At 37.3% G+C, this 19,866-nt stretch carries 18 protein-coding genes, 2 pseudogenes and 1 riboswitch; of the genes and pseudogenes, 9 read left to right on the top strand and 11 right to left on the bottom strand.

Features of this window, described 5'->3' with window-relative positions:
* Positions 1-321: 321 nt before the first annotated feature.
* The 3 genes from CWATDRAFT_RS20010 to CWATDRAFT_RS19995 all read right to left on the bottom strand — a co-directional run bounded on the left by CWATDRAFT_RS20010 (position 322) and on the right by CWATDRAFT_RS19995 (position 5,226).
* A complete protein-coding gene (locus tag CWATDRAFT_RS20010; protein WP_007306745.1) occupies positions 322-1,179 on the bottom strand; it encodes a TIR domain-containing protein in 858 nt (285 codons plus the stop codon).
* 164 nt (positions 1,180-1,343) lie between these two features.
* Positions 1,344-1,565, bottom strand: coding sequence for a hypothetical protein (locus tag CWATDRAFT_RS20005; protein ID WP_007311843.1), 222 nt, complete (start codon positions 1,563-1,565; stop codon positions 1,344-1,346).
* Between the two features lie 343 nt (positions 1,566-1,908).
* The gene (locus CWATDRAFT_RS19995) at positions 1,909-5,226 is read right to left on the bottom strand and encodes an efflux RND transporter permease subunit (RefSeq protein ID WP_007306744.1); all 3,318 of its coding nucleotides are present in this window, start codon (positions 5,224-5,226) and stop codon (positions 1,909-1,911) included.
* Positions 5,227-5,415: 189 nt separating this feature from the next.
* Here CWATDRAFT_RS19995 and CWATDRAFT_RS19990 point away from each other — a divergent pair, with 189 nt between their 5' ends.
* From CWATDRAFT_RS19990 to CWATDRAFT_RS19975, 4 genes are read left to right on the top strand one after another with little or no spacing between them, the layout of a single operon-like run.
* Positions 5,416-6,069 (top strand): potassium channel family protein, encoded by a 654-nt coding sequence (locus CWATDRAFT_RS19990; RefSeq protein WP_007306743.1) that lies wholly within the window; start codon positions 5,416-5,418, stop codon positions 6,067-6,069.
* Between the two features lie 39 nt (positions 6,070-6,108).
* Positions 6,109-6,777 carry a potassium channel family protein gene (locus CWATDRAFT_RS19985; RefSeq protein WP_007306742.1) on the top strand — a complete coding sequence of 223 codons (669 nt, stop codon included), beginning with the start codon at positions 6,109-6,111 and terminating at the stop codon, positions 6,775-6,777.
* A gap of 13 nt (positions 6,778-6,790) precedes the next feature.
* A complete protein-coding gene (locus tag CWATDRAFT_RS19980) occupies positions 6,791-7,885 on the top strand; it encodes a sensor histidine kinase (RefSeq protein ID WP_042711964.1) in 1,095 nt (364 codons plus the stop codon).
* Positions 7,882-8,658, top strand: a complete 777-nt coding sequence (locus CWATDRAFT_RS19975) for a 4'-phosphopantetheinyl transferase family protein (RefSeq protein ID WP_232287147.1) — start codon at positions 7,882-7,884, stop codon at positions 8,656-8,658. Before CWATDRAFT_RS19980 ends, CWATDRAFT_RS19975 begins: the two co-directional genes overlap by 4 nt.
* Before the next feature lie 226 nt (positions 8,659-8,884).
* On the opposite strand, the pseudogene CWATDRAFT_RS36085 reads toward CWATDRAFT_RS19975, so the two are convergent.
* Positions 8,885-10,412, bottom strand: a pseudogene (locus CWATDRAFT_RS36085) (IS5-like element ISCwa2 family transposase).
* Between the two features lie 121 nt (positions 10,413-10,533).
* Complete coding sequence (locus tag CWATDRAFT_RS19960; protein ID WP_007306737.1) at positions 10,534-10,914, bottom strand: hypothetical protein; 381 nt, start codon at positions 10,912-10,914, stop codon at positions 10,534-10,536.
* A 79-nt stretch (positions 10,915-10,993) separates the two neighbouring features.
* On the opposite strand from CWATDRAFT_RS19960, the gene CWATDRAFT_RS19955 reads away from it, so the two are divergent.
* Positions 10,994-12,433 (top strand): NF041680 family putative transposase, encoded by a 1,440-nt coding sequence (locus tag CWATDRAFT_RS19955; protein WP_007306736.1) that lies wholly within the window; start codon positions 10,994-10,996, stop codon positions 12,431-12,433.
* A 610-nt stretch (positions 12,434-13,043) separates the two neighbouring features.
* Here the strand turns inward: CWATDRAFT_RS19955 and CWATDRAFT_RS40150 are convergent.
* The 4 genes from CWATDRAFT_RS40150 to CWATDRAFT_RS19940 are packed head-to-tail and all read right to left on the bottom strand — an operon-like array spanning position 13,044 to position 16,015.
* Positions 13,044-13,919, bottom strand: coding sequence for a hypothetical protein (locus CWATDRAFT_RS40150; protein ID WP_007306735.1), 876 nt, complete (start codon positions 13,917-13,919; stop codon positions 13,044-13,046).
* A gap of 54 nt (positions 13,920-13,973) precedes the next feature.
* Positions 13,974-14,288 (bottom strand): hypothetical protein, encoded by a 315-nt coding sequence (locus tag CWATDRAFT_RS40145; RefSeq protein WP_007306734.1) that lies wholly within the window; start codon positions 14,286-14,288, stop codon positions 13,974-13,976.
* 52 nt (positions 14,289-14,340) lie between these two features.
* Positions 14,341-15,471 (bottom strand): aldo/keto reductase, encoded by a 1,131-nt coding sequence (locus tag CWATDRAFT_RS19945; RefSeq protein ID WP_007306733.1) that lies wholly within the window; start codon positions 15,469-15,471, stop codon positions 14,341-14,343.
* 37 nt (positions 15,472-15,508) lie between these two features.
* Positions 15,509-16,015 carry a bifunctional nuclease family protein gene (locus CWATDRAFT_RS19940; RefSeq protein ID WP_007306732.1) on the bottom strand — a complete coding sequence of 169 codons (507 nt, stop codon included), beginning with the start codon at positions 16,013-16,015 and terminating at the stop codon, positions 15,509-15,511.
* Positions 16,016-16,154: 139 nt separating this feature from the next.
* Here CWATDRAFT_RS19940 and CWATDRAFT_RS19935 point away from each other — a divergent pair, with 139 nt between their 5' ends.
* From CWATDRAFT_RS19935 to CWATDRAFT_RS41105, 3 genes are all read left to right on the top strand, one after another.
* Positions 16,155-16,844, top strand: coding sequence for a riboflavin synthase (locus CWATDRAFT_RS19935; protein WP_007306731.1), 690 nt, complete (start codon positions 16,155-16,157; stop codon positions 16,842-16,844).
* A gap of 300 nt (positions 16,845-17,144) precedes the next feature.
* Positions 17,145-17,552 (top strand): hypothetical protein, encoded by a 408-nt coding sequence (locus CWATDRAFT_RS19930; protein ID WP_007306730.1) that lies wholly within the window; start codon positions 17,145-17,147, stop codon positions 17,550-17,552.
* A gap of 93 nt (positions 17,553-17,645) precedes the next feature.
* A riboswitch (Glutamine riboswitch) is annotated at positions 17,646-17,727 on the top strand.
* A gap of 33 nt (positions 17,728-17,760) precedes the next feature.
* On the top strand, positions 17,761-17,985 hold the full coding sequence (locus CWATDRAFT_RS41105) for a hypothetical protein (RefSeq protein WP_007310537.1): 225 nt from the start codon (positions 17,761-17,763) through the stop codon (positions 17,983-17,985).
* A 38-nt stretch (positions 17,986-18,023) separates the two neighbouring features.
* Here CWATDRAFT_RS41105 and CWATDRAFT_RS19920 read toward each other — a convergent pair whose 3' ends face one another.
* The gene (locus CWATDRAFT_RS19920) at positions 18,024-18,653 is read right to left on the bottom strand and encodes a cysteine dioxygenase family protein (RefSeq protein ID WP_007306729.1); all 630 of its coding nucleotides are present in this window, start codon (positions 18,651-18,653) and stop codon (positions 18,024-18,026) included.
* Positions 18,654-18,820: 167 nt separating this feature from the next.
* Here CWATDRAFT_RS19920 and CWATDRAFT_RS19915 point away from each other — a divergent pair, with 167 nt between their 5' ends.
* Complete coding sequence (locus CWATDRAFT_RS19915) at positions 18,821-19,234, top strand: hypothetical protein (protein ID WP_007306728.1); 414 nt, start codon at positions 18,821-18,823, stop codon at positions 19,232-19,234.
* Here CWATDRAFT_RS19915 and CWATDRAFT_RS19910 read toward each other — a convergent pair.
* A pseudogene (locus CWATDRAFT_RS19910) lies at positions 19,194-19,866 on the bottom strand (IS5-like element ISCwa2 family transposase); the annotation flags it as partial. The gene CWATDRAFT_RS19915 and the pseudogene CWATDRAFT_RS19910 overlap by 41 nt on opposite strands.

Genomic DNA, 19,866 nt, shown 5'->3' with positions numbered 1-19,866 from the left:
TTCCCCCCCCATTTGCAAATGATTATCATTATCGTTCATTCTCAATAAGCTCTCTGGTTGCCGACAATTGTTTAGGGTCGGGTAACAGAGAAAAACCGCTCTGGACTTACTTTTCAACCTACTTGTCACCCCGTGAGACCTAGCACCCTTGAAAGTATTTTAAGAGATAAAGATCATCAAGATGCTGTTGCTTTTACAACTGTTGACATATCAGAGGCAATTTTAACTAATGAAAAACCTTACGTAAAGAGTATGTAGAATAGAAAATTACTAAACCCTAGACTATACTGTTTTGAAATTTACTATCAAATTCCGTGTAATTTAATAAAGTTTATTCAAATCAACATCTAATCCACTTTTTTTTATTTCCCTAGCAATTTTCATGTGCCATCCACTATCATTATCCATTTTTGTGTAGAGAATACCTGAATAATCTGAAGGAATTTCTACTTTCTCTTTATACAAAGCGCATACTTTATCTCTGCCCAGTTTCCCCATAAAATAGCCTAATTCTAAAATAACATTTTGACGCGCCCTTGGTTTAAGTTCTTCATCTTTATTGCGAACTCTTCCCTCATCATCAGGGGTTAATAAAATTATGGCAAAGCTAACATCACTATAGTTTTCAAACTTTTCTATGATTGTCTTACCTTCATTGGTTTGTTCATGTAGAATGATCGGATTAAAATCTAGTTTTCTAAGAAAGACATCAACTTCGCGTTTAGCTTCATTGTCATGTCCATGAACAATAAAAATGTCTTTTCCTGATTGTAATTTATTCGTAGTATTTGAATTAGTTGATAAGGTTGGTGATTGAGGAATTAACTCAAGGCGATCGTGAATTGATTCAAGCTTATTAATTTCTTTTTTGATATAATTTTGAAGATCATTATATTTATCCCATAGAGTCGGCATCCTCGCAAAACCAAATAAAACATCACCTTGATTATATTCATTAGCGTAAAAATAATTATCAAAAATTCTCTTTAAAAGTTCAGTATTAACATCTGACCATTTAGAATATTGATCTCTATGTTTTTCCAATTCTTGCTCTGATAGAAAGCGGGGAATTGGCTCTATCATATCTCTTTCTTTATCAATCTGACATTGAATCATCTGTGATGCTTTTTCTTTAGATACAAGAAGAGAAGCATTTTGATTTGTTGTATTTTCTTCCATCGCTAAGAATTAATCTTCATTAATGATTTGACTAACTGATTCATAGTATAACTCATCTAGTAGTTATAGTGAATGGACATTAACTACAAATTAAACTTCTAATTTCTTCTCATGTTCCCCTCCTGGGAGGGGTTAGGGGTGGGTAGGGTTAGGGGTAGGTTGAATCATTTCCAAGAGTTAATATCACCATAGTCATCATCTCTAATTTTCTTTTGTTGTTGAACAGACTCTTGAAATGCACCAATAACAAAGCCCAAAGTTGCACCTGTTACCAACATAATTTTTCTACGTTGTGGCCGCTGTGCTATTCTCGTAACAGCTAATCCAAACATAGCACCGATCAAAGCTGTGATAATACCAGCAAAAATAACTTTTCTAGGGTTCATGATTTTCGTCTCCTTGTTTATAGAAAAGAGTAAATTAATAAGATAATTGTCCCGACAAAAAGAATGTGATTCATCCAATCATTAAAAGTCCATTTTTTAAACATTTTATTTACTCCATTTTAAATAAGTATCTGGACAAACATAAACGTTAGAGTTTAGAAGAGTTAGGAGTTAGGAGTTAGGAGTTCGGGGTTCGGAGTTATGATTTTTTTAACGAGGGATCGATCCCACACTCCCCGTCTCCCCATCTCCCCGTCTCCCCATCTCCCAGTCTCCCAGTCCCCCCGTCCCCCAGTCTCCCAGTCTCCCAGTCCCCCCGTCCCCCCGTCCCCCCATCTCTCAACTATTCCCCTTGAGGAGAGGTTTGAAAAACGGGGGTTTTTTCTTCTTCCGGTGCAGTGGGAGAGGGTTTATTGCCGTTTCCATGACCATTTCCAGGATCTCCAGGAGGGGTTCCGTTATCCCCACCTCCCAAGACATATTTTTCAAAGTTCTTGACAACAATATAGAGAACAGGAACCAACACCAAACTCAACACCGTTGCTAGGGCTAAACCTCCAAAAATAGCCGTTCCCAAAGACCAACGACTAACCGCCCCCACACTGGAAGCACTTAATAAGGGGGCAAACCCTACCAGGGAGGAAACTGCCGTCATTAAAATGGGGCGTAACCGTTGTTCAGCAGCGTTAATGGCAGCTTTGGTGATAGTCATGCCGAGATCACGGGACTGGTTGGCGAATTCTACGATCAAAATCGCATTTTTCGCCGCTAACCCAATTAACATAACTAACGCTACCTGGGCATACATATTATTGTTTAACACCGGCCAGATACCGTTACCAGGGTTAAAGGGTGCCGTTTGCACAAATGTCACCCGTAACCAAATCATCCCCAACGCCCCTAATATAGCTAATGGAACCGTTAAGAGGATGATTAGGGGGTCAATATAGCTTTCGTATTGCGCTGCTAATACCAGGAATACCATGACAAAAGCTAAGCCAAACACCACGGGGGCTGCCCCTGCCGAACTTTTTTCCTCGGCTGCTGTATTGGTCCATTCGTAACCAAAACCAGGCTGTAGCGTCTCATTAGCCACCTGTTCCATAGTTGAGATCACCTGACCGGAACTATACCCAGGTGCCGGCGAAATAATTAACTTAACAGCAGGATAGGTTTTGTAACGGGTGAGAATTGGGGGGTAGGTGATAGAGGTTTTTGTGACGATGTTACTCAGTTGTATCATTGCCCCATTACGCGATCGCACATACAACTCACCAATATCTTGAGGGTTGGCCCGATCTTCGGCTTCTGCTTGGGCATAAACCCGATAGAGACGACCTTCAAACACAAATTGATTAACATAGTTAGAGCCAATATAGGTTTGCAATGTCCTTAAAACGTCGTCAACGGGAACATCTTGGGCCTTGGCCTTAGCCCGATCTATTTCCATTGTGGTCAAAGGACTGTCGAAGGTAAAGGTAGTAAAGACGAAACCGATCTCTTCTCGTTGGTTGGCCGCTGCCATCATCTTCCTAACATTATCGATTAAGACGGGCATCCCTTTCAACTGACGATCCTGGATAAACATTTCTGAACCAGCAAAGTTACTCAAACCGTCAACGGCCGGTGCATTAGAGGCGATCACCCTTGCCCCGGTGACTTCTTGAGCAAAGGCTCTGTTGAGATATTGAATAATACCAAAGGCTGATTTTTGTGGTCCTGGCCTTTCTTCCCAGGGTTTAAGCTTGATGAAGGTAATAGACTTATTGGCGTTTCTTCCTTCAAAAGAGAACCCTGTCAGGTTTACCACGTGGTCCAACACTTGATCGGCGTTGGGCATATTTTGAATAATTTTCGTGGTTTGTTGATCGATGGCGTTGGTATAGTTGAGAGAGACTCCTGGGGGGGCTTCGGTAATACCGAAAAAGTAACCTTGATCCTCTGCTGGAATAAAACCAGATGGCATGGTTGTGTACATCCAACCGGTGGCTATTAACCCGGCCACAAACAAGGCCATAACAATAATTCTGATATGGGTGAGGAAATTAACAAAACGACGATATCCCTCTTGAATGACGTTGAAAACCCGGTTAAAGGCGTTGAAAAATACGGCCAGTGGTCCATGTTGTTCTTCCGGTGGGCCCAATAAAATGGCCGACATAGTTGGGGAAAAGGTTAAGGCGTTGAAGGTGGAAAATAGAACCGCAAAAATAATCGTTAAAGCAAACTGCCGATAAACGATCCCTGTGGTTCCTGGGAAGAAACACACGGGAATAAATACCGCCATTAATACCACCGATGTGGCAATAGTTGCCCCAAATAGTTCGTCCATGGAGTCCATTGCTGCTTGTGTGGGGCGCATTCCCTGGGCTAACTTACTAGAAACTGATTCTACAATAACGATCCCATCGTCCACCACTAACCCAGTAGCTAACACACAGGCGAAGAGACTTAACTGGTTGAGGGTGAAGCCAAAGGCGTTTAAACCGATCATCGCCCCTACTAACGCCACAGGAATAGCAATACCGGGAATCACCGTGGTTCGCCAGTCTTGCAGGAAGACGAAGATCACCAAGACAACTAAGGCGATCGCTTGTAAGAGGGTAACTGTTAAATCTTCAATAGAAGCGTTAACGAATAAAGTGTTATCCAAGCCGATAACTACTTTCAAACCTGGGGGAAAACTGGGTTCTAACTCCGCCATTTTGGCCTTAGCTGCTTCTGCGGTTTCCAGGGCGTTACTACCTGGTAACTGATACATCAAAAAAGCTACACCAGGGTTGCCGTTTACATCTACCAAGGTGTCATAGTTTTCCATCCCTAACTCGGCCCGGCCCACATCTTTAATGCGGATCAAAGTACCATCTTCTCCCACTTTGACCACCATTTCTTCAGCTTCGGTAACGTCTCTAAACCGTCCCTGGGCCCGCAAAGGTATTTCAAACTGTTGTCCAGGGGGGGCGGGTTGTTGTCCTATTCTCCCCACACCAGTATCAAAGTTTTGTTCGTTGATGACATTGATCACATCTATGGCCGTTAGTCCCCTAGCAGCCAGTTTATCGGGGTTCAGCCATATTCTCATGGCATATTTTGCCCCCCCAAATAAACTTACTGAACCCACACCAGGCAACCCTTTCATCTCGTTCCAGATGTAGCGATCGACGTAGTTATATAAAAAAGTTTTATCGTAGAGATATTCCCCGTCGGGTCCTTTTTCTGAGTAAAAGGCGTAAATTAAAGTAATACTGGGAGATTGTTTATTGGTTCTTACCCCGGCCTGGTTTACTACTTGAGGTAAGTCGGAGGCTGCTTGAGAAACTTGGTTTTGGACTAAAACCTGTGCTGTGTTGCGATCGGTTTCTGTGGGGAAAGTGACGTTAACAGTAACGTTTCCAGTATTATCGGTAAAGGAGTCGATCCAGCGTACTTGTTCGGTTCCGTTGATTTCTCGTTCTAATACGGTGGTAACGTTGTCTTCTGTGGTTTTAGCATCGGCACCGATATAGTTAGCCGTTACAGCTACTTTTTTCGGGGCGATCTCTGGTAACTTATCCAGGGGCAAAACCGCCATAGATATAGTTCCCAAGAGAATGATGACAATGGTACAAACCGTACTTAAAACCGGTCTTTTTATAAAGGCGTTTGATAGAGACAGTAACATGATCCTGGATCAGAAAGAGATAGGCGGAAAATATGAGTTTGTTATGATTTGAGATGTAATCCCGATTAGTTTAACAAATATTTTTCTAAAAGATACCTAAATTCAATAATTTGTTTCAAAAGATTTATCCTCTTGTCATTCAAGGTTATCATTTAGCCAAAGGTTGTCTCTATTTCATCTCTTGTCATCATGAACACAACTTCTCGAATTTATTCCCCCACTAATGGCTATAAATATTTATTTATTGACTTGATTGTACTGTTTTTATTGATTCCTTTTGCTTCTATTCATCGTTCCCTGAGTCTAATAGTTAGTTTTTGTTTCCTGGTGACTCTACTTCTTGGTTTAAATACCTTAGCTTTTCCAAAAAGAGTTCTTTTTTTATTCCGATTTTTTGCTACTTTAGGATTTATTTCTGATATTATTATTTTTCCTAATTCTCAATATTTAACCGACTTGAGTTCTTTGATGTCTTATTCTTTTTATGGCATTTTCTATATTTTAGTAATTCTAGCCATCGGTTCGAGAATATCTCATGAAAAAGAAGTTAACTTAAATGTGGTTCGTGGTGGAGTTTGTATTTATTTACTGTTAGGTCTTCTTTGGTTTTTCTTGTATAAAATAATAATATTTTTTGATGTTAGTGCTTTCTCTTTTCCTGAAAATATTAGTAAAGATTCTCTATTTTATTTTAGTTTCACGACTTTGACAACATTGGGTTATGGTGATATTCTTCCTAAAAATGCTTTTGCCATGACCTTTGCTAATGCAGAAGCTTTAGTGGGACAAATTTATCCAGCAGTTGTTATTGCTAAATTAGTTAGTCTTTATGAACATAAATAATCTTTGTTTTTTATGAATTAAATTATCTATAATTTCACTATGACAACAATCAAACCATCCCCAAAACTCTATTCTTTAACCACTGGTTACAGTAGATTATTTGTTGATCTAGTAATCGTTTTTTTCTTGGTTCCTTTTGCTTCTTTTAAACGTAACCTTACTTTATTGGTAAGTCTGGTTTTTCTGATTACTTTATTATTGGGTTTAAATACCTTAGCTTTACCTAAAAGAATAATTTTATCCTTGAGATTTTTGGCAGCATTTGGCTTTATTGCTGATGTTATTGTTTTCCCTAACGCTGATTATTTAACCGAGGTAAGTTCTTTCATCTCTCACAGTCTTTATAGTATTTTCCTTTTAATAGTAATCATGGCTATTAGTTCCAGAATTTATAACGAAAAAAAAGTTAATTTAGATGTAATACGTGGGGGTATATGTATCTATTTGTTATTGGGTATTTTATGGTTTTTCTTCTACCAAGTTATTATGTTTTTTGACTCCAACGCTTTATCTATTCCTGAAGGAGTGAGTCATTCATCCCTACTTTATTTTAGCTTTACTACATTAACAACATTAGGTTATGGTGATATTACTCCAAATAATGCCTTTGCTATGATTTTAACCAATGCAGAGGCATTAGTTGGACAAATTTATCCAGCAGTTGTTATTGCTAAATTAGTCAGTCTTTACAATGTTGAATCAAAGTAAATTGAGTAAAAAAATGTCAAGATTAAGTCTAGGAACTCGGTTGTTTTTATCCCATTTATTAGTGATGTTTGTCGGTTTAGGAAGTTTTATTAGTATTGCCAAAGTTTCCTCCCCTAGAATGTTTGTTGTTCGCTTAGAAAAGTTAGAACAACAAGGATTTTTCACCGTTCGTTCTGCTAGAACATATTTAGTAAGAGGGTTTGAAACCGCCTGGAATAATAGTGCATTTTGGTCTGTTATTTTCGGAGTTAGTGCTGCTGGAGGTGTTAGTTATATTGTCTCTCGTCGTACTATGAAACCCCTCAATCAAATGAAAGAAATTACCCAAAAATTAGGGCAAGGATATCTAGAAGAAAGAATGCCGGATAGTGATATCCCTGAATGGAATCAATTAGGAAAAAGCTTCAATATTATGGCCAGTAGTTTACAAGATGTAGAGACAAGAAGACGAGAATTAATTAGTGATATGACCCATGAATTACGCACTCCTTTAACTATTATGAGAGGGTATTTAGAAGAACTAGCTAACGGTTCGATAGAAGGTTCTCCCGAACTATATTTAAACTTAGTCAAAGAAACCAGAAGACTAGAGAGATTAATTCATGATCTCCAAGAACTTTCTAAAGCAGAAGCAGGTTATCTTTCTATTAGTTTATATCCCATAAATATTCTTCCTTTACTAACTTCTTTAGTAGAAAGATTTGCAGATCAGATTATGGATTATGGACCAACTATTAAATTAGAATGTATCCAAGAATTACCCCCAGTTTTAGCAGATAGCGATCGCACAGAACAGATATTAGTTAATTTAATTGGTAACGCTATTCGTTATACAGAAAAAGGAACTATTACTATTAAAGCATGGTCAGAAAATAAACAAGTTTGGGTGGAAATTATTGATACAGGGATAGGAATTAAACCAGAAGATTTACCCTATGTATTTGAAAGATTTTGGCGCGCCGATAAGTCCCGTTCACGGTATTCTGGAGGAACTGGTATTGGACTAGCTATTACCCGTCGTTTGGTAGAATTACAAGGAGGAAAAATTGAAGTCGAAAGCGAAGTTGATCAAGGGACTACTTTTCGCTTTAATTTAGCCATTGGTTGACCTTAGTTATCAACTTTATGTTAACATGGTATAAGAAATATCAAATTATGAATATAACCTGGAAATATCCTCCTAAAAATCTAACAATTAACGCCACAGAAATTCATATCTGGAAAACACATCTAGAACAATCAGCCATCGATTTTAAAGAAAGTTTCGATATTTTAAACGAAGAAGAAAAAATTAAAGCCCAAAGATTTCGTTTTGAAAAACATCAACAAAGATTTACTATAGCTAGGAGTAGCTTAAGACGAATTTTAAGTCTTTACTTATGGATTTCACCCCAAAAAATAGACTTTCAATATAATGCTTATGGGAAACCACAACTCTTAGATAACATCAATAAAATCAATTTACAATTTAATGTATCTCATTCAGAAAATATAGCAATTTATGGGATAACTTGTCACAATTTGATTGGAGTTGATATAGAATATATGCGCCCTATGGCAGAGGCGGAAAATTTAGCTAAACGTTTTTTTTCTCAGAAAGAATTTGAACAAATTAGCAAATTACCATCCGCAGAACAAGATAGAGAGTTTTTTCAACTTTGGACAGGTAAAGAAGCGTATTTAAAAGCCATTGGTAAAGGAATAAGCGGAGGATTAGAAAAAGTAGAAATATCTCCCCATGAACCGAGAAAATTTATTAGACTACCAGAGTCAAATCCAAATAACTATAATCTAGTTTATCTAACACCTGAAAATAATTATTTAGCTGCAATAGCTGTTGAAAATAAGCAACAAAATTACCAGTATTGGCAACTTAATTAATGTTGCTTTACTTTTTGCCCCCAAACCTTTGAACTTTGGATAAAAAACAATTGTTAGCGTAAATTTTACGCTAAACATGTCTCCAGAGCTAAAATAGAGAATTAAGGTGGTTTTAAAAACTCTCTTTCCATCTTTTTAGGGGATTTTAAATATTAAATAGCTTCATTCAGTTTCGGTTCCAATATAGATATCTAAGTAGGGTTTGCTGAAAAAGTTTCTCCAAAATTTATGCCACTTTTGACCAAGAATTTTCTGACAAATCAATAAGTTTTAGTACATAAAAAATTGTTTAAAGTATAATCAAAATTAATGAAAAGCGGTTTGATGAGTTCCCCTGTTCTATTATTAGTAAATAAGGACAAAAAAAGCGACAAAAACTGCCTCAGAAGTTTAGAAAGATTGACAACTAAAAATGTAATAGCAATAGATGTAATGGAGGTTTCAGGGAGTTTTGTCATCACGAGATTTAGGCTAAATCTTCGTTTAGCTTGTCCAAACTTTCCCTCAATAGCATTACGGAAGCATTCATCGGAGTGGGCTTGTTTCTTTTCTTCTTCACTGACATTTTTCGGAGGTCTTCCTAACTTCGGACCACTGATTCTTATCCCTCTTTCCTTACACCAATTTCTGTTTTCCCTAGTTCGATAAATTTTATCTACATGGACGGATTCGGGATAATAGCCAAACGTTTCTTTATACTTTTCTACTTGTTCTTTTAAATGACAAGATTCATTGAAGTTTTCCAAACTTATTTTGTCTAGAAACACATAGTTATCTACACAGCTTACTGAGAGTTTAGCTCCAAACTCTATTGGTTTTCCTGCTTTTCCCCTCACTATTGGACGAATATGCGGTTGAGTTAAACTTACAATTCTTTGAGGAACACTCTGGGTCTTATTCTCCCACATTGACTGTTGTTGTTCATAAACTTTTTTGATAGTCTCTAGACAATTTTTCTGTCTTTTACTCAGATTTTCCTGGGAAGCCCCAGCTTGAATTAAGTCTTCTATATTTCCTAAATTTTTCTTAAGGTATTTTAACTGTTTCCCGATAGCTTTTCTTCTTTCTTGATAAGATACTTTTCATTTTTTAGCTACTTTTAAGTATTCCTTTCTAGCAATTTTTCTAGAAGTTCTCGGCTTTTTTCTCAATTTTACTCTTAATGGTTTATAAAGATTATCTATTATTATTTCTGTCTCAATTCTGGCTTGATTTAATATGCCTAAATCCGTTGGGTATTTGATGTCTGCTGGCGCACAAGTCGCATCTAAAATTAGTTTACCTTTATTTTTTATTTTTTCTCCTTTTTATTGGAGACAATCCTTTTTTTTTACTTCTTTATCACTCTTGTCTATTTCTCTTTTTACTATTTTTTTATTGATTTTGTTTATCAATTCTCCATCAATTCTTTTCCTAAAATGAACTAGCATTGAAGATTCCAGTGGTGGCTCTTGTTGATAACAATTTAAACCTATAAAGTATTGTAGATAGGGATTTTCTCTAATCTGTTCTATAGTTTTTCTATCACTTGTTCCTAATTTTTCCTTAATAATTAATGTCCCTAATGCCATTCTAAATAGTTTGGCTGGCGCACCTTTTTCTGCTGAAAAAAGTTTAGCATATTCTTCCTCAAAATCATCCCAAGGTATCAACTCTGCCATGATTACCCAACGATTATTGGGGGACAATTTGCCCTCGAAAGGTAATTCAAATTTTTCTGGGGGCGGTAAAGGTTGCTCCTCTTTTCGATACATTTGTTCTTGACCAACAACTGGGAGGTGTTTCTACCAATTATAGCGGTTTGTAGCCGACAAAGCTGATCTTTTTTGCGATCGCGAATATGGGTGTAACCTTTTAAAGAATAGGGTTTTGCTTTTATTCAGCAAACCCTAAGTAGCTTTCAGTTAGAGATTGAATGACTCGTTCTAATTCATCAATGAGATTTCTTCTAGTGAGTTTTTCTACAGCATCAATATGAGCAGAACTTCCGGCTCGTCCTAAATATTTATATTTGGTTTTTTTCTCATTATTAGTGGCCATAGGAAAAATTGATTCAGCAGCCTGTAGTTTATAATACCAGTAGATTGTTCCCTTTCCATTAACCTGATAACGAATAATATGACAATTAGCTGGTGCTACTTCCCCTTCCCGTTCAATTTTCTTTATTTTCTGTTTAAGAGAGCGAATTAGACTCTTAATTTGTTTGGCTCTCAGGTGGACATATTGACTGGTCTTAAGTTCGGAATGTGATGACATTAGCCTTAACTGTAATAAACAACCTCTTTTGATGTTAGCGTATATATTCCGCTAATTAATAAGGTAATAAATTTTAAAAATGACCAAAAATGAAACGGCTACGTCTGTCGAGGAATTCCTGGTGTGGAGGTCTAACCTCTTCCAAGGACTAAAAGCTAGAAAAGAAACTATTATAGAATTACTCGATGCCCTCTCCAGTAACCAACAAGCTCACTCAGTCGTTGAATTGTCTCTCAATCCTTTATTTAGAAGAGATTATAACAGTTTATATAGAGGAATTCAAGAGTTTTTACCCACTCAAACTGACCCTAATTATGAACAGAGAATTGAGACTTTATTTTCAGCGGTATCGAGAACAATTCCTCCCACTTCAAAACATTATAACTTATTTGGTATTGACAGAACTCCCTGTCCACGACCATTTGCCGAAACGTTAGCGGATAAAACCTTTATTCATTACCCCAATCCAATTAAGGGAAATAAACCCATTAATATTGGACATTGTTATTCCGTTGTCTGCGCTTTACCTGACCAAATAGACACAGAAAAAGTCCCTTGGGCTGTCCCCTTATCAGGAGAGCGAGTCCCCTCTAAACATAAAGGAGTAAATCAAGGCAATCAACAACTAAAAAAAATCTGGCAAAGTTCTTTATTTTCTGATAAATTATCTGTCTTAGTGGCTGATAGTGACTACAGCCAAAAGGATTTTATTGGGGAACAAGTTAAGCATGAAGACGTAGTTACTATTACAAGAGTTAGAAGTGACCGAGTTTTTTATCGTCAATTTATTCGGGACCCAAATCAAGCCAAAACTTCGGGACATCCCCGTTGGTATGGGGATAAATTTGACCTTAAAGATGACCAAACTTGGACTGAACCTGATGAAGTTCATCATGTTCCCTTTACAACGAAAAAAGGTCGTCAATTAACAGTGACTATTTCGGGATGGAAACAGATGTTAATGAGAGGAACTAAAAACTATAAAATGAACAATCACCCCTTTACTTTACTCCAGATTGTTGTCAGAGATCAAGAAAGAAATAGTATTTGGAAACCTATGTGGCTTATTGTTATTGGTTCTCGGCGCGATGAGTTAAGTTTAGTTGATTGTTATCACTGTTATCGACAACGTTATGACATGGAACATCTTTTTCGATTTGGTAAACAAAGATTATTGATGACATCTTATTTAACTCCCGATGTACATCATGAAGAAAATTGGTTTAAACTAACACTTCTTTCTTATGTAAATTTGTGGGCTGCCAGAAAATTAGCTGTGGTTTTACCCCGTGATTGGGAACAGTATTTGAAGACTAATAAATCCATCAAAATCACCCCTAGTCTAGTTCAAAGAGACTTTTCAAGAATAATTACGACCTTGGGGACTTTCGCCAAATTTCCCAAACGTCGAGGTTTTTCTTCCGGACGTATTAAAGGTTACAAAAAAGCCCCACGAACTCGTCATGATGTTATCAAGAAAGGGAGCAAAAAATCAACTGAAAACTTAAAAGCTCCTTAGTTTTCCTCAGAATCTATAGATTAGCCCTATTTGTCAGCCAATTTTATTGACTGATACAGAGCCGATATTTTGGGATTTTAGTTTAGCGTAAAATATACGCTAACAAACTTTTTTGTCCAAAGTCCAATTCATAAGCTAATGTTAAAGTTGATAATGTTAAATTAACAGTTCTAACCAGAGGATTAATCAGGCTAACTGCTGTTAAAATAAAGCCAAATAAGAGAAGTAATTTTTCACTAAAAATATATAACTTAAAATGGCTTCTATTTAGTCAAAAATGTCGCCCTAATATGATAACGAATAAGTAAGGAAAAAGAACAATACTACTTAAGACAAAAGTATGATTGCTGGTGTTAGTAAAATCAATAATATTACTCCAGATAGGTTGACTAAAAGGGGAACGAACCAATAACCAATGAATTTGTACACCGATTATAAAAATCATAAAAAAATATAGTCTTGAGCCATATTTTTTTAACCGTCTTCCTAACCAAATAATTGCCAATAAACTAATAGCGATCGCTTGACTAGGAATAACAAAAACAGATAATAACCATCCTAGAGTTAATAAACAACTTCCTATCCATTTCCACGGGGTTTTTGGAGGCGATCACCAACCCATTAACCAACCACATAAACCGATGGCTAAACTTAGTTGAAAAACATCAACTTGAGCTAGAAATATAGCCCTCACCAAGAGAATGATTAACGCATAAATAATAATTCCTTCTGTTAAACTAAATGACAATATTCTTTGATTATTTCTAGAATTATTTACAGGAGAAATAAAAGTAATAACTGCTGTCCCTATAACACCGATATAAGTAGCAATTAAAGGAATACCTGGGAGAGTCCATCCCCAGTGTAAGTACGTTAAACCTAAATGATTTAATAAAGGGAGAGAATTATTAGAAGATTGATTATTATCCTTAAAAAATTTAACGGTTAATATAGTTAAAGATAAACTCCCCACTAACATTCCAACTAATCCTAAAAAACTATGCCAGAGGGGGAAACTATCCATGGCCAAAAAGTTAATAGGAACTAATAATAAAGTTACAATACGCAACCCTTGGGTTGTCAACCGTAAATTATCTTTTTTTCCTGTCCACCAACTAGCAAAACCAAACCCTAACGTATATAACCAAAGGATTCCATATTGCAAAATTGCCGGAGACTTTTCCCACCAAGTAGCTGCTATTCCCCCCGAAGAAACTACTACCATAAACACCCCTAATAACAGCAACCAAATAACACTTAGTTCCGCCATTAAAGATTGAACAATTTGTGCTACTCTGGGTGTTCTTCGACTTTTTTTACGAACCATCGCAACTCGATATTTAGAAGGAGAGCTTGGAATTTTTTGACGTTTTTTAGGAGTGTTGGGTACTTGAGATTTAGGAATGGGCAAAGATTGTTTTGAGGGAGTATTAACAGGAGTAAAAGTCTCAGTTTTACGAGGAATAATAATAGCAGGACAACTCAAATCTTGTCTAGCAATATCTTTAATATGTTTATCTGTTAATAAACCTAATTTTACCTAACGATCTAAACCTCGTAAAAGGAGAGGATTAGATGCAGAAACTTTAATACTAAAAGTAATTTTTGCGTCCTCATTAAAAGAATCTACCTCTTCTAAAAGTCGTAATTGTTGAATTATATTTGTTATGGTTAGGGTAGTTTTAAAATTAATTTGAAACGAATCATTACCACCCACCAGTTTAGCTGGAACACCTTCCTCAGAAATTAAGCCTAAGTCTAGCCAATATTGCCATCCTTCTAATATTTCAGAGATAGGGGTTTTTCGAGTTATTTGAATAAATATGGAGTTAGAGTGATCCCTTGACGATGACATAAGAAAGTCCTAAACAATAAAATCTGTTGCCCCTTCTTTATAGTTTAATCCATCATTCCCATAAGCGTCTTCGAGAAGTCCCTTTCAATCTAGTGTGAGCATCTTTTAATAACTTGGGGATATCTAAATTTTCAGGACAACGGGGTAAACATTCACCACATTCTGTACAACGATGTCCTTTGTTACCAGGGAACCAATGTCCGGCATTTTCTAACATTCCATAACGATATTGTCCATAGTTTTTCAGATCATAAGCAATAGTTAGGTTTCTTAAGCGCAAAATTTCAGGGATATTAATGGTTTCAGGACAAGGTAAACATTGATAACATTGACTACATTTATCGGTATTTAAAACCCTGTTTAAATGCTCCTCTAGTTCCTTTAATTTCTGACTTTCTTCGGGGCTTAATTTGTCATTTTGCTCAAAAAGTGATAAAATAGATTTGAACTCCTTAGGATGCGATGCCCCAGTGCTTAAGGTTGTAACGCGGTCATCGCTCAACAAGAAGCGATAGGTTAAAGCCAGGGGTGAAAAAGGCGCACATAAGTCTGTGAGTAAAGCAGAGGGTGTGTAGAGTAAGCCTCCTTTGTCCCCAGGAGAAATAATGAAAATGCCCATGTCCTTTTGAGAAGCTAAGGCGATCGCCGGGGCATTGCGCCGCCAAAAATAGTAATAATGAAGGTTAACAAACTCAAATAACCCCGTCTCCATGGCGGCTAAAATGACCTCTAGACTACCGTGAGTTGAGAAACCGAGGTGATTTATCTTACCTTCATCTAAAGCCCTTTGTAGGGGCAAAAAACAGCCATTGGGCTTTGTGATCCATTCCAGATGCTCCCAAGTATTGACACCATGAATAGCTAGACAATCGATATAATTTAACTGTAACTTTTGTAAAGATTCATCAATCCACCGACTCATTTTTTCAGCATCAGGGTTTGGGGTCAACTTTGTGGTTATATAAATTTTCTCTCGAGCAACTAATCCTTGTTGTTGTAAAAAACGACCCAAAAACTCTTCACTTTTTCCATATCCTCTCGCAGTTTCTAGATGATTTATCCCCAGAGAAATAGCCCTTTCCAAAGTTTCGTTAAAAACCGTTTCTGAAGCTAAACAGCGCATGGTTCCCAGAGAAAAAATAGACAAATTCAAATTTGTTTTCCCAAAACGCCGATATTGCATTGTTAGTTATTTTAAATTCTCAACTCTAAACTTCTTCTTACTGTTCGTCATTGTTTTCTATTTTTGCCTGTTTAATCAATTCTTCAGGACTTAACTTTTCCACAAAATCTCGGAATGCCTGACGTTCCTCTTCATCCGCTTCCCTATCAACCGGAATAGAAGCATCAGCAATCACTTCTTCCATAACCCAAATAGGGCTATTAGTGCGTAGAGCGATAGCAATAGCATCACTGGGACGACAATCAATTTCCTTTTTCTTTTTGCCTTGTTTTAGAGAGAGAATGGCATAAAAAGTATTATCTTGTAGAGAATGAATGATAATTTTTTCCAAACACATACCCCAAGCTTCAAATAAATTTGCAATTAGATCATGGGTCAAGGGTCGAGGTTGTTTTTGATTTTCGATCGCCCCAATAATAGACTTAGCTTGATCTTGTCCAATATAAATGGGTAAAGCCCGACGTTCAGAACCATCTTTTAACAAAACAATGGGACTGCGGGTAACCGCATCCAAGGCTATTCCTGCCACTTTCATTTCAATCATTGACTTATCCTCTTGAGTCTCTTTAAAAGACGATTATTTCGATATTAAATAATAAGCTATACTCACAGTATGCCCCAAAATTTAGATTAAGATGTTTGTCTAGAACACGGGGGAGATGTTGTTGAGGAAAGCTTAGTTAATGTTTACTGGTTTAGTCCAAGGTCTTGGTATTATCCGTCCCCTCGAATCCGATCGCTTTACCCTTTCGATTCCCGATGGCGATTCTTCCCCCATTTTATCAGATTTGGCCATTGGGGACAGTGTAGCGGTTGATGGAGTTTGTTTAACCGTAGAAGAAATAGTCAAAGATGGGTTTGTGGCCACAGCTTCCCCAGAAACCCTAAAACGAACCACTTTAAGCCAAAAAATTGCCACCGCTAGTTATGTTAACCTAGAACACTCTTTGCGAGTTGGGAGTAAACTAGGGGGTCATTTCGTTACCGGTCATGTGGATGGGTTAGGATGTTTACAAGAGGCGATCTCCACCGATAAAGCCTGGGAAATCACCTTTACTGCACCCTCATCACGATGGCCACAGTGGGAGAATTTTATTCAACCTTATGTGATCCCTAAAGGGAGTGTGGCGGTTAATGGTATTAGCTTAACTGTGGCTGAATGCGATGCTGAGGGAACTTGGTTTAAAGCCGCCGTCATTCCCCATACCTATAGTCAAACCAACCTTTGTTATCTCAAAAACGGGGATTTGGTGAATATTGAAGGAGATATTTTAGGGAAATATGTGGCAAAATTACTGGGAAAACAATTCCATTCCGAGGAATCCCTAGATGAAGTTAATTTAACTTTTTTGGCAGAAAATGGTTATCTTTAACCGATAAAACAACTAATAACTGCATCTTTTTTCCATCAATGTCTGCGTGATTTTCCTCAACATTGTCAATCCGTTGGGTCATCTCTTGGAAATATGGGTAATACTAGATATAGTGGATATCATAGCCAGTCTTTAAGGACAGGGTAGAAAAAATAAACATTACTGACATTAGCACTTATCTGTAGTGGTTGTGAGAAATTTAACATAATTACTGATGTCTCCCCAAGATAGCATGGATTCCTATCGTAAGCCGTGAACGTATGGCCATTGCTATCTACAATCACCGTTGACAAGGAAAAAATGATGAATCACGGACAAAATAACCTTAATTTGAAGAAGTCACCGGTTTATAAGACCGAAAAGCCAGCAGCACCTTTAAAAGAACCTAAAAAAGACCGAATAACCGAAAAGTCAAGAATTATAACTGTTAAGACCACTTCTCTGAGTGAAGAGGATTTCTCTTCTTGGAGTTCTCCAAAGATTAGTCATAAAGAAGATTCTAGGAAAATTATTAGTTCATCTTCTTCTCAGAAAGTATCGACTCCCGGTCCTCCCGTCTTCTTTTGGGAAGTCTTGATGACGGTAGCTTTGTTGATTATGGCATTGTGGATGCAGGGCTTGCCCGCTAGACAAATGCCAGACAACATAGATATAGATGGGGAAGGTTTGCCCTCTTTTGAGATGACGAAGCCGCAGATGGGATTTTAGCTCAAAAGGGTGATCACTGAAATCTTAAAACTTTTGTCTAGTGGTTGACACTGATGTTAAAAATTGTGTATTATTAAGGGTGCAAATAGCTTAATCGTTCATCTCTACATTGCCATAAACAAAGACAATTAAGAGACGGAAGTAGGCTGTGAATAAGTTGCCGAAGGAACGCTTTAACTGCCGATCAACATTAGGTTGTAACATAAAAATGCTTATTATTTCTTTAATTACCCTACTAATCGCATCAGTGTCAGCTTTTTTGAGTATTAACTCAAATGAGGATATTGTCAAGGTTTCTATGGGATGCGTCGCTTTACTCTGTTCTTTGATAACCCTAATCGTTGCCCCTTGGGTTTTAAAGCTCAGTATAATAGCCATCCCCCTAGTCATTGATAGACTCAACAACCTAACCAAAGAGGAATATCCCCGTTAGGCCGCTAAAAAAGCTCACCAGTCAAGCAAACACTTAAGCTAAAAGTGATAGGCTTTGTGAGTCTCAGGGTCAAACTTAAACCGTTTCAAAGCATTTGTCTCACCATATAGATTCAAAGTCACAGTCTGTTCATTCCCTATCGCTTCAACGCAATGAATGGCTTCGGTTGTGAAACTAATGATATCCCCTGTTTGAAAGACTTGCTCACCAACCTTTTCAACATTTTGGGGATATTCTCTTGTAGGAAAAAGCCCCCAGAAAGTATTTTTTTGTTGTCCTTGTAAAGTAGCAACCACCCCCCAAGTACCATGATTATGAATGGTTGTGTAGGTTCCTGGGTCCATAATCTCGGTTTGTAAGGTAAAAGGAAACCCTAGTTCATCGTAGAGCAAACTAAACCCTGTTCCTGTTTGGGCCGAAGGGGTAGGAATACTTTGAGAGATCCAGTAAACATTCAGCACCAACTTCCGTATCAAACGACGTAAAATCGGAAGGTACTCCGTTTCAGCTTGTTGAGTGATCTCTGCCTCGTTAACCACATCGTCCAATTCCGTCAAAAAGCGATGTAATCGATAGGGCGTGGTTGTAGTCAATAAGTCCCACTGTCGAGGGGAAGGGAATGATAAACATTGGCCATCATCTTGAAGCAACCAATCTTGTTGTGGCATCTAAACTCAATCTCCTTGCGCTGATCTCAAAACAATTTGTTCCCTAAGAGTCAATCATAGGTTATCGTTCAACCGGAATAAAGCAGAATTCAACGAAACTTAACCTTTGTTACCCATTAATTTCTAAAGCTTGTTATTTTAGAAATAATAGCGTAACAGTGAACACTATGGAAGATAAAGAAAAACAAGGGAAAAATGAGGCAATTCAACGGGAAATTTTAGCAGGGCGTAAATTTTCTTTAGCTGAAGCCATCGGTAGAGAAGGAGGGGACTTTTTAAAAGGGGAATCTCCCGTTCCCAAATTAGTACAAGCTACCACAGAAATTAATACTTTTATTGCCATTAATTTACAAGATTCATCTGGGGCATTACAAGCAGTTTTACAAACCTGGATCAGCACAGACGAAGCAGGGGTTAGTAAAAATTTAGACAGTCCTTTAACAGCTTTAAAACAAATGTTAGACAACATTATAGACAATTCAGAATTGCTCTATGAATTGGTCAGACAAGTAGGGTTTGCTGAAAAAGTTTCTCCAAAATTTATGCCACTTTTGACCAAGAATTTTCTGACAAATCAATAAGTTTTAGTACATAAAAATTGTTTAAAGTATAATCAAAATTAATGAAAGGCGGTTTGATGAGTTCCCCTGTTCTATTATTAGTAAATAAGGACAAAAAAAGCGACAAAAACTGCCTCAGAAGTTTACAAAGATTGACAACTAAAAATGTAATAGCAATAGATGTAATGGAGGTTTCAGGGAGTTTTGTCATCACGAGATTTAGGCTAAATCTTCGTTTAGCTTGTCCAAACTTTCCCTCAATAGCATTACGGAAGCATTCATCGGAGTGGGCTTGTTTCTTTTCTTCTTCACTGACATTTTTCGGAGGTCTTCCTAACTTCGGACCACTGATTCTTATCCCTCTTTCCTTACACCAATTTCTGTTTTCCCTAGTTCGATAAATTTTATCTACATGGACGGATTCGGGATAATAGCCAAACGTTTCTTTATACTTTTCTACTTGTTCTTTTAAATGACAAGATTCATTGAAGTTTTCCCAACTTATTTTTTCTAGAAACACATAGTTATCTACACAGCTTACTGAGAGTTTAGCTCCAAACTCTATTGGTTTTCCTGCTTTTCCCCTCACTATTGGACGAATATGCGGTTGAGTTAAACTTACAATTCTTTGAGGAAGTGATCCCCGTCGACTG

The organism is Crocosphaera watsonii WH 8501, from assembly GCF_000167195.1.
Lineage (GTDB): Bacteria > Cyanobacteriota > Cyanobacteriia > Cyanobacteriales > Microcystaceae > Crocosphaera > Crocosphaera watsonii.
Note: the sequence above shows the minus strand (reverse complement) of the source record. Positions and strands in the feature narration are given on the sequence as shown.

What these genes read in the sequence shown, in the direction of transcription:
- CWATDRAFT_RS20010 (WP_007306745.1), bottom strand. Translation starts at nt 1,179, where the DNA reads ATGGAAGAAAATACAACAAATCAAAATGCTTCTCTTCTTGTATCTAAA.
- CWATDRAFT_RS20005 (WP_007311843.1), bottom strand. Translation starts at nt 1,565, where the DNA reads ATGAACCCTAGAAAAGTTATTTTTGCTGGTATTATCACAGCTTTGATC.
- CWATDRAFT_RS19995 (WP_007306744.1), bottom strand. Translation starts at nt 5,226, where the DNA reads ATGTTACTGTCTCTATCAAACGCCTTTATAAAAAGACCGGTTTTAAGT.
- CWATDRAFT_RS19990 (WP_007306743.1), top strand. Translation starts at nt 5,416, where the DNA reads ATGAACACAACTTCTCGAATTTATTCCCCCACTAATGGCTATAAATAT.
- CWATDRAFT_RS19985 (WP_007306742.1), top strand. Translation starts at nt 6,109, where the DNA reads ATGACAACAATCAAACCATCCCCAAAACTCTATTCTTTAACCACTGGT.
- CWATDRAFT_RS19980 (WP_042711964.1), top strand. Translation starts at nt 6,791, where the DNA reads ATGTCAAGATTAAGTCTAGGAACTCGGTTGTTTTTATCCCATTTATTA.
- CWATDRAFT_RS19960 (WP_007306737.1), bottom strand. Translation starts at nt 10,914, where the DNA reads ATGTCATCACATTCCGAACTTAAGACCAGTCAATATGTCCACCTGAGA.
- CWATDRAFT_RS19955 (WP_007306736.1), top strand. Translation starts at nt 10,994, where the DNA reads ATGACCAAAAATGAAACGGCTACGTCTGTCGAGGAATTCCTGGTGTGG.
- CWATDRAFT_RS40145 (WP_007306734.1), bottom strand. Translation starts at nt 14,288, where the DNA reads ATGTCATCGTCAAGGGATCACTCTAACTCCATATTTATTCAAATAACT.
- CWATDRAFT_RS19945 (WP_007306733.1), bottom strand. Translation starts at nt 15,471, where the DNA reads ATGCAATATCGGCGTTTTGGGAAAACAAATTTGAATTTGTCTATTTTT.
- CWATDRAFT_RS19940 (WP_007306732.1), bottom strand. Translation starts at nt 16,015, where the DNA reads ATGATTGAAATGAAAGTGGCAGGAATAGCCTTGGATGCGGTTACCCGC.
- CWATDRAFT_RS19935 (WP_007306731.1), top strand. Translation starts at nt 16,155, where the DNA reads ATGTTTACTGGTTTAGTCCAAGGTCTTGGTATTATCCGTCCCCTCGAA.
- CWATDRAFT_RS19930 (WP_007306730.1), top strand. Translation starts at nt 17,145, where the DNA reads ATGATGAATCACGGACAAAATAACCTTAATTTGAAGAAGTCACCGGTT.
- CWATDRAFT_RS41105 (WP_007310537.1), top strand. Translation starts at nt 17,761, where the DNA reads ATGCTTATTATTTCTTTAATTACCCTACTAATCGCATCAGTGTCAGCT.
- CWATDRAFT_RS19920 (WP_007306729.1), bottom strand. Translation starts at nt 18,653, where the DNA reads ATGCCACAACAAGATTGGTTGCTTCAAGATGATGGCCAATGTTTATCA.
- CWATDRAFT_RS19915 (WP_007306728.1), top strand. Translation starts at nt 18,821, where the DNA reads ATGGAAGATAAAGAAAAACAAGGGAAAAATGAGGCAATTCAACGGGAA.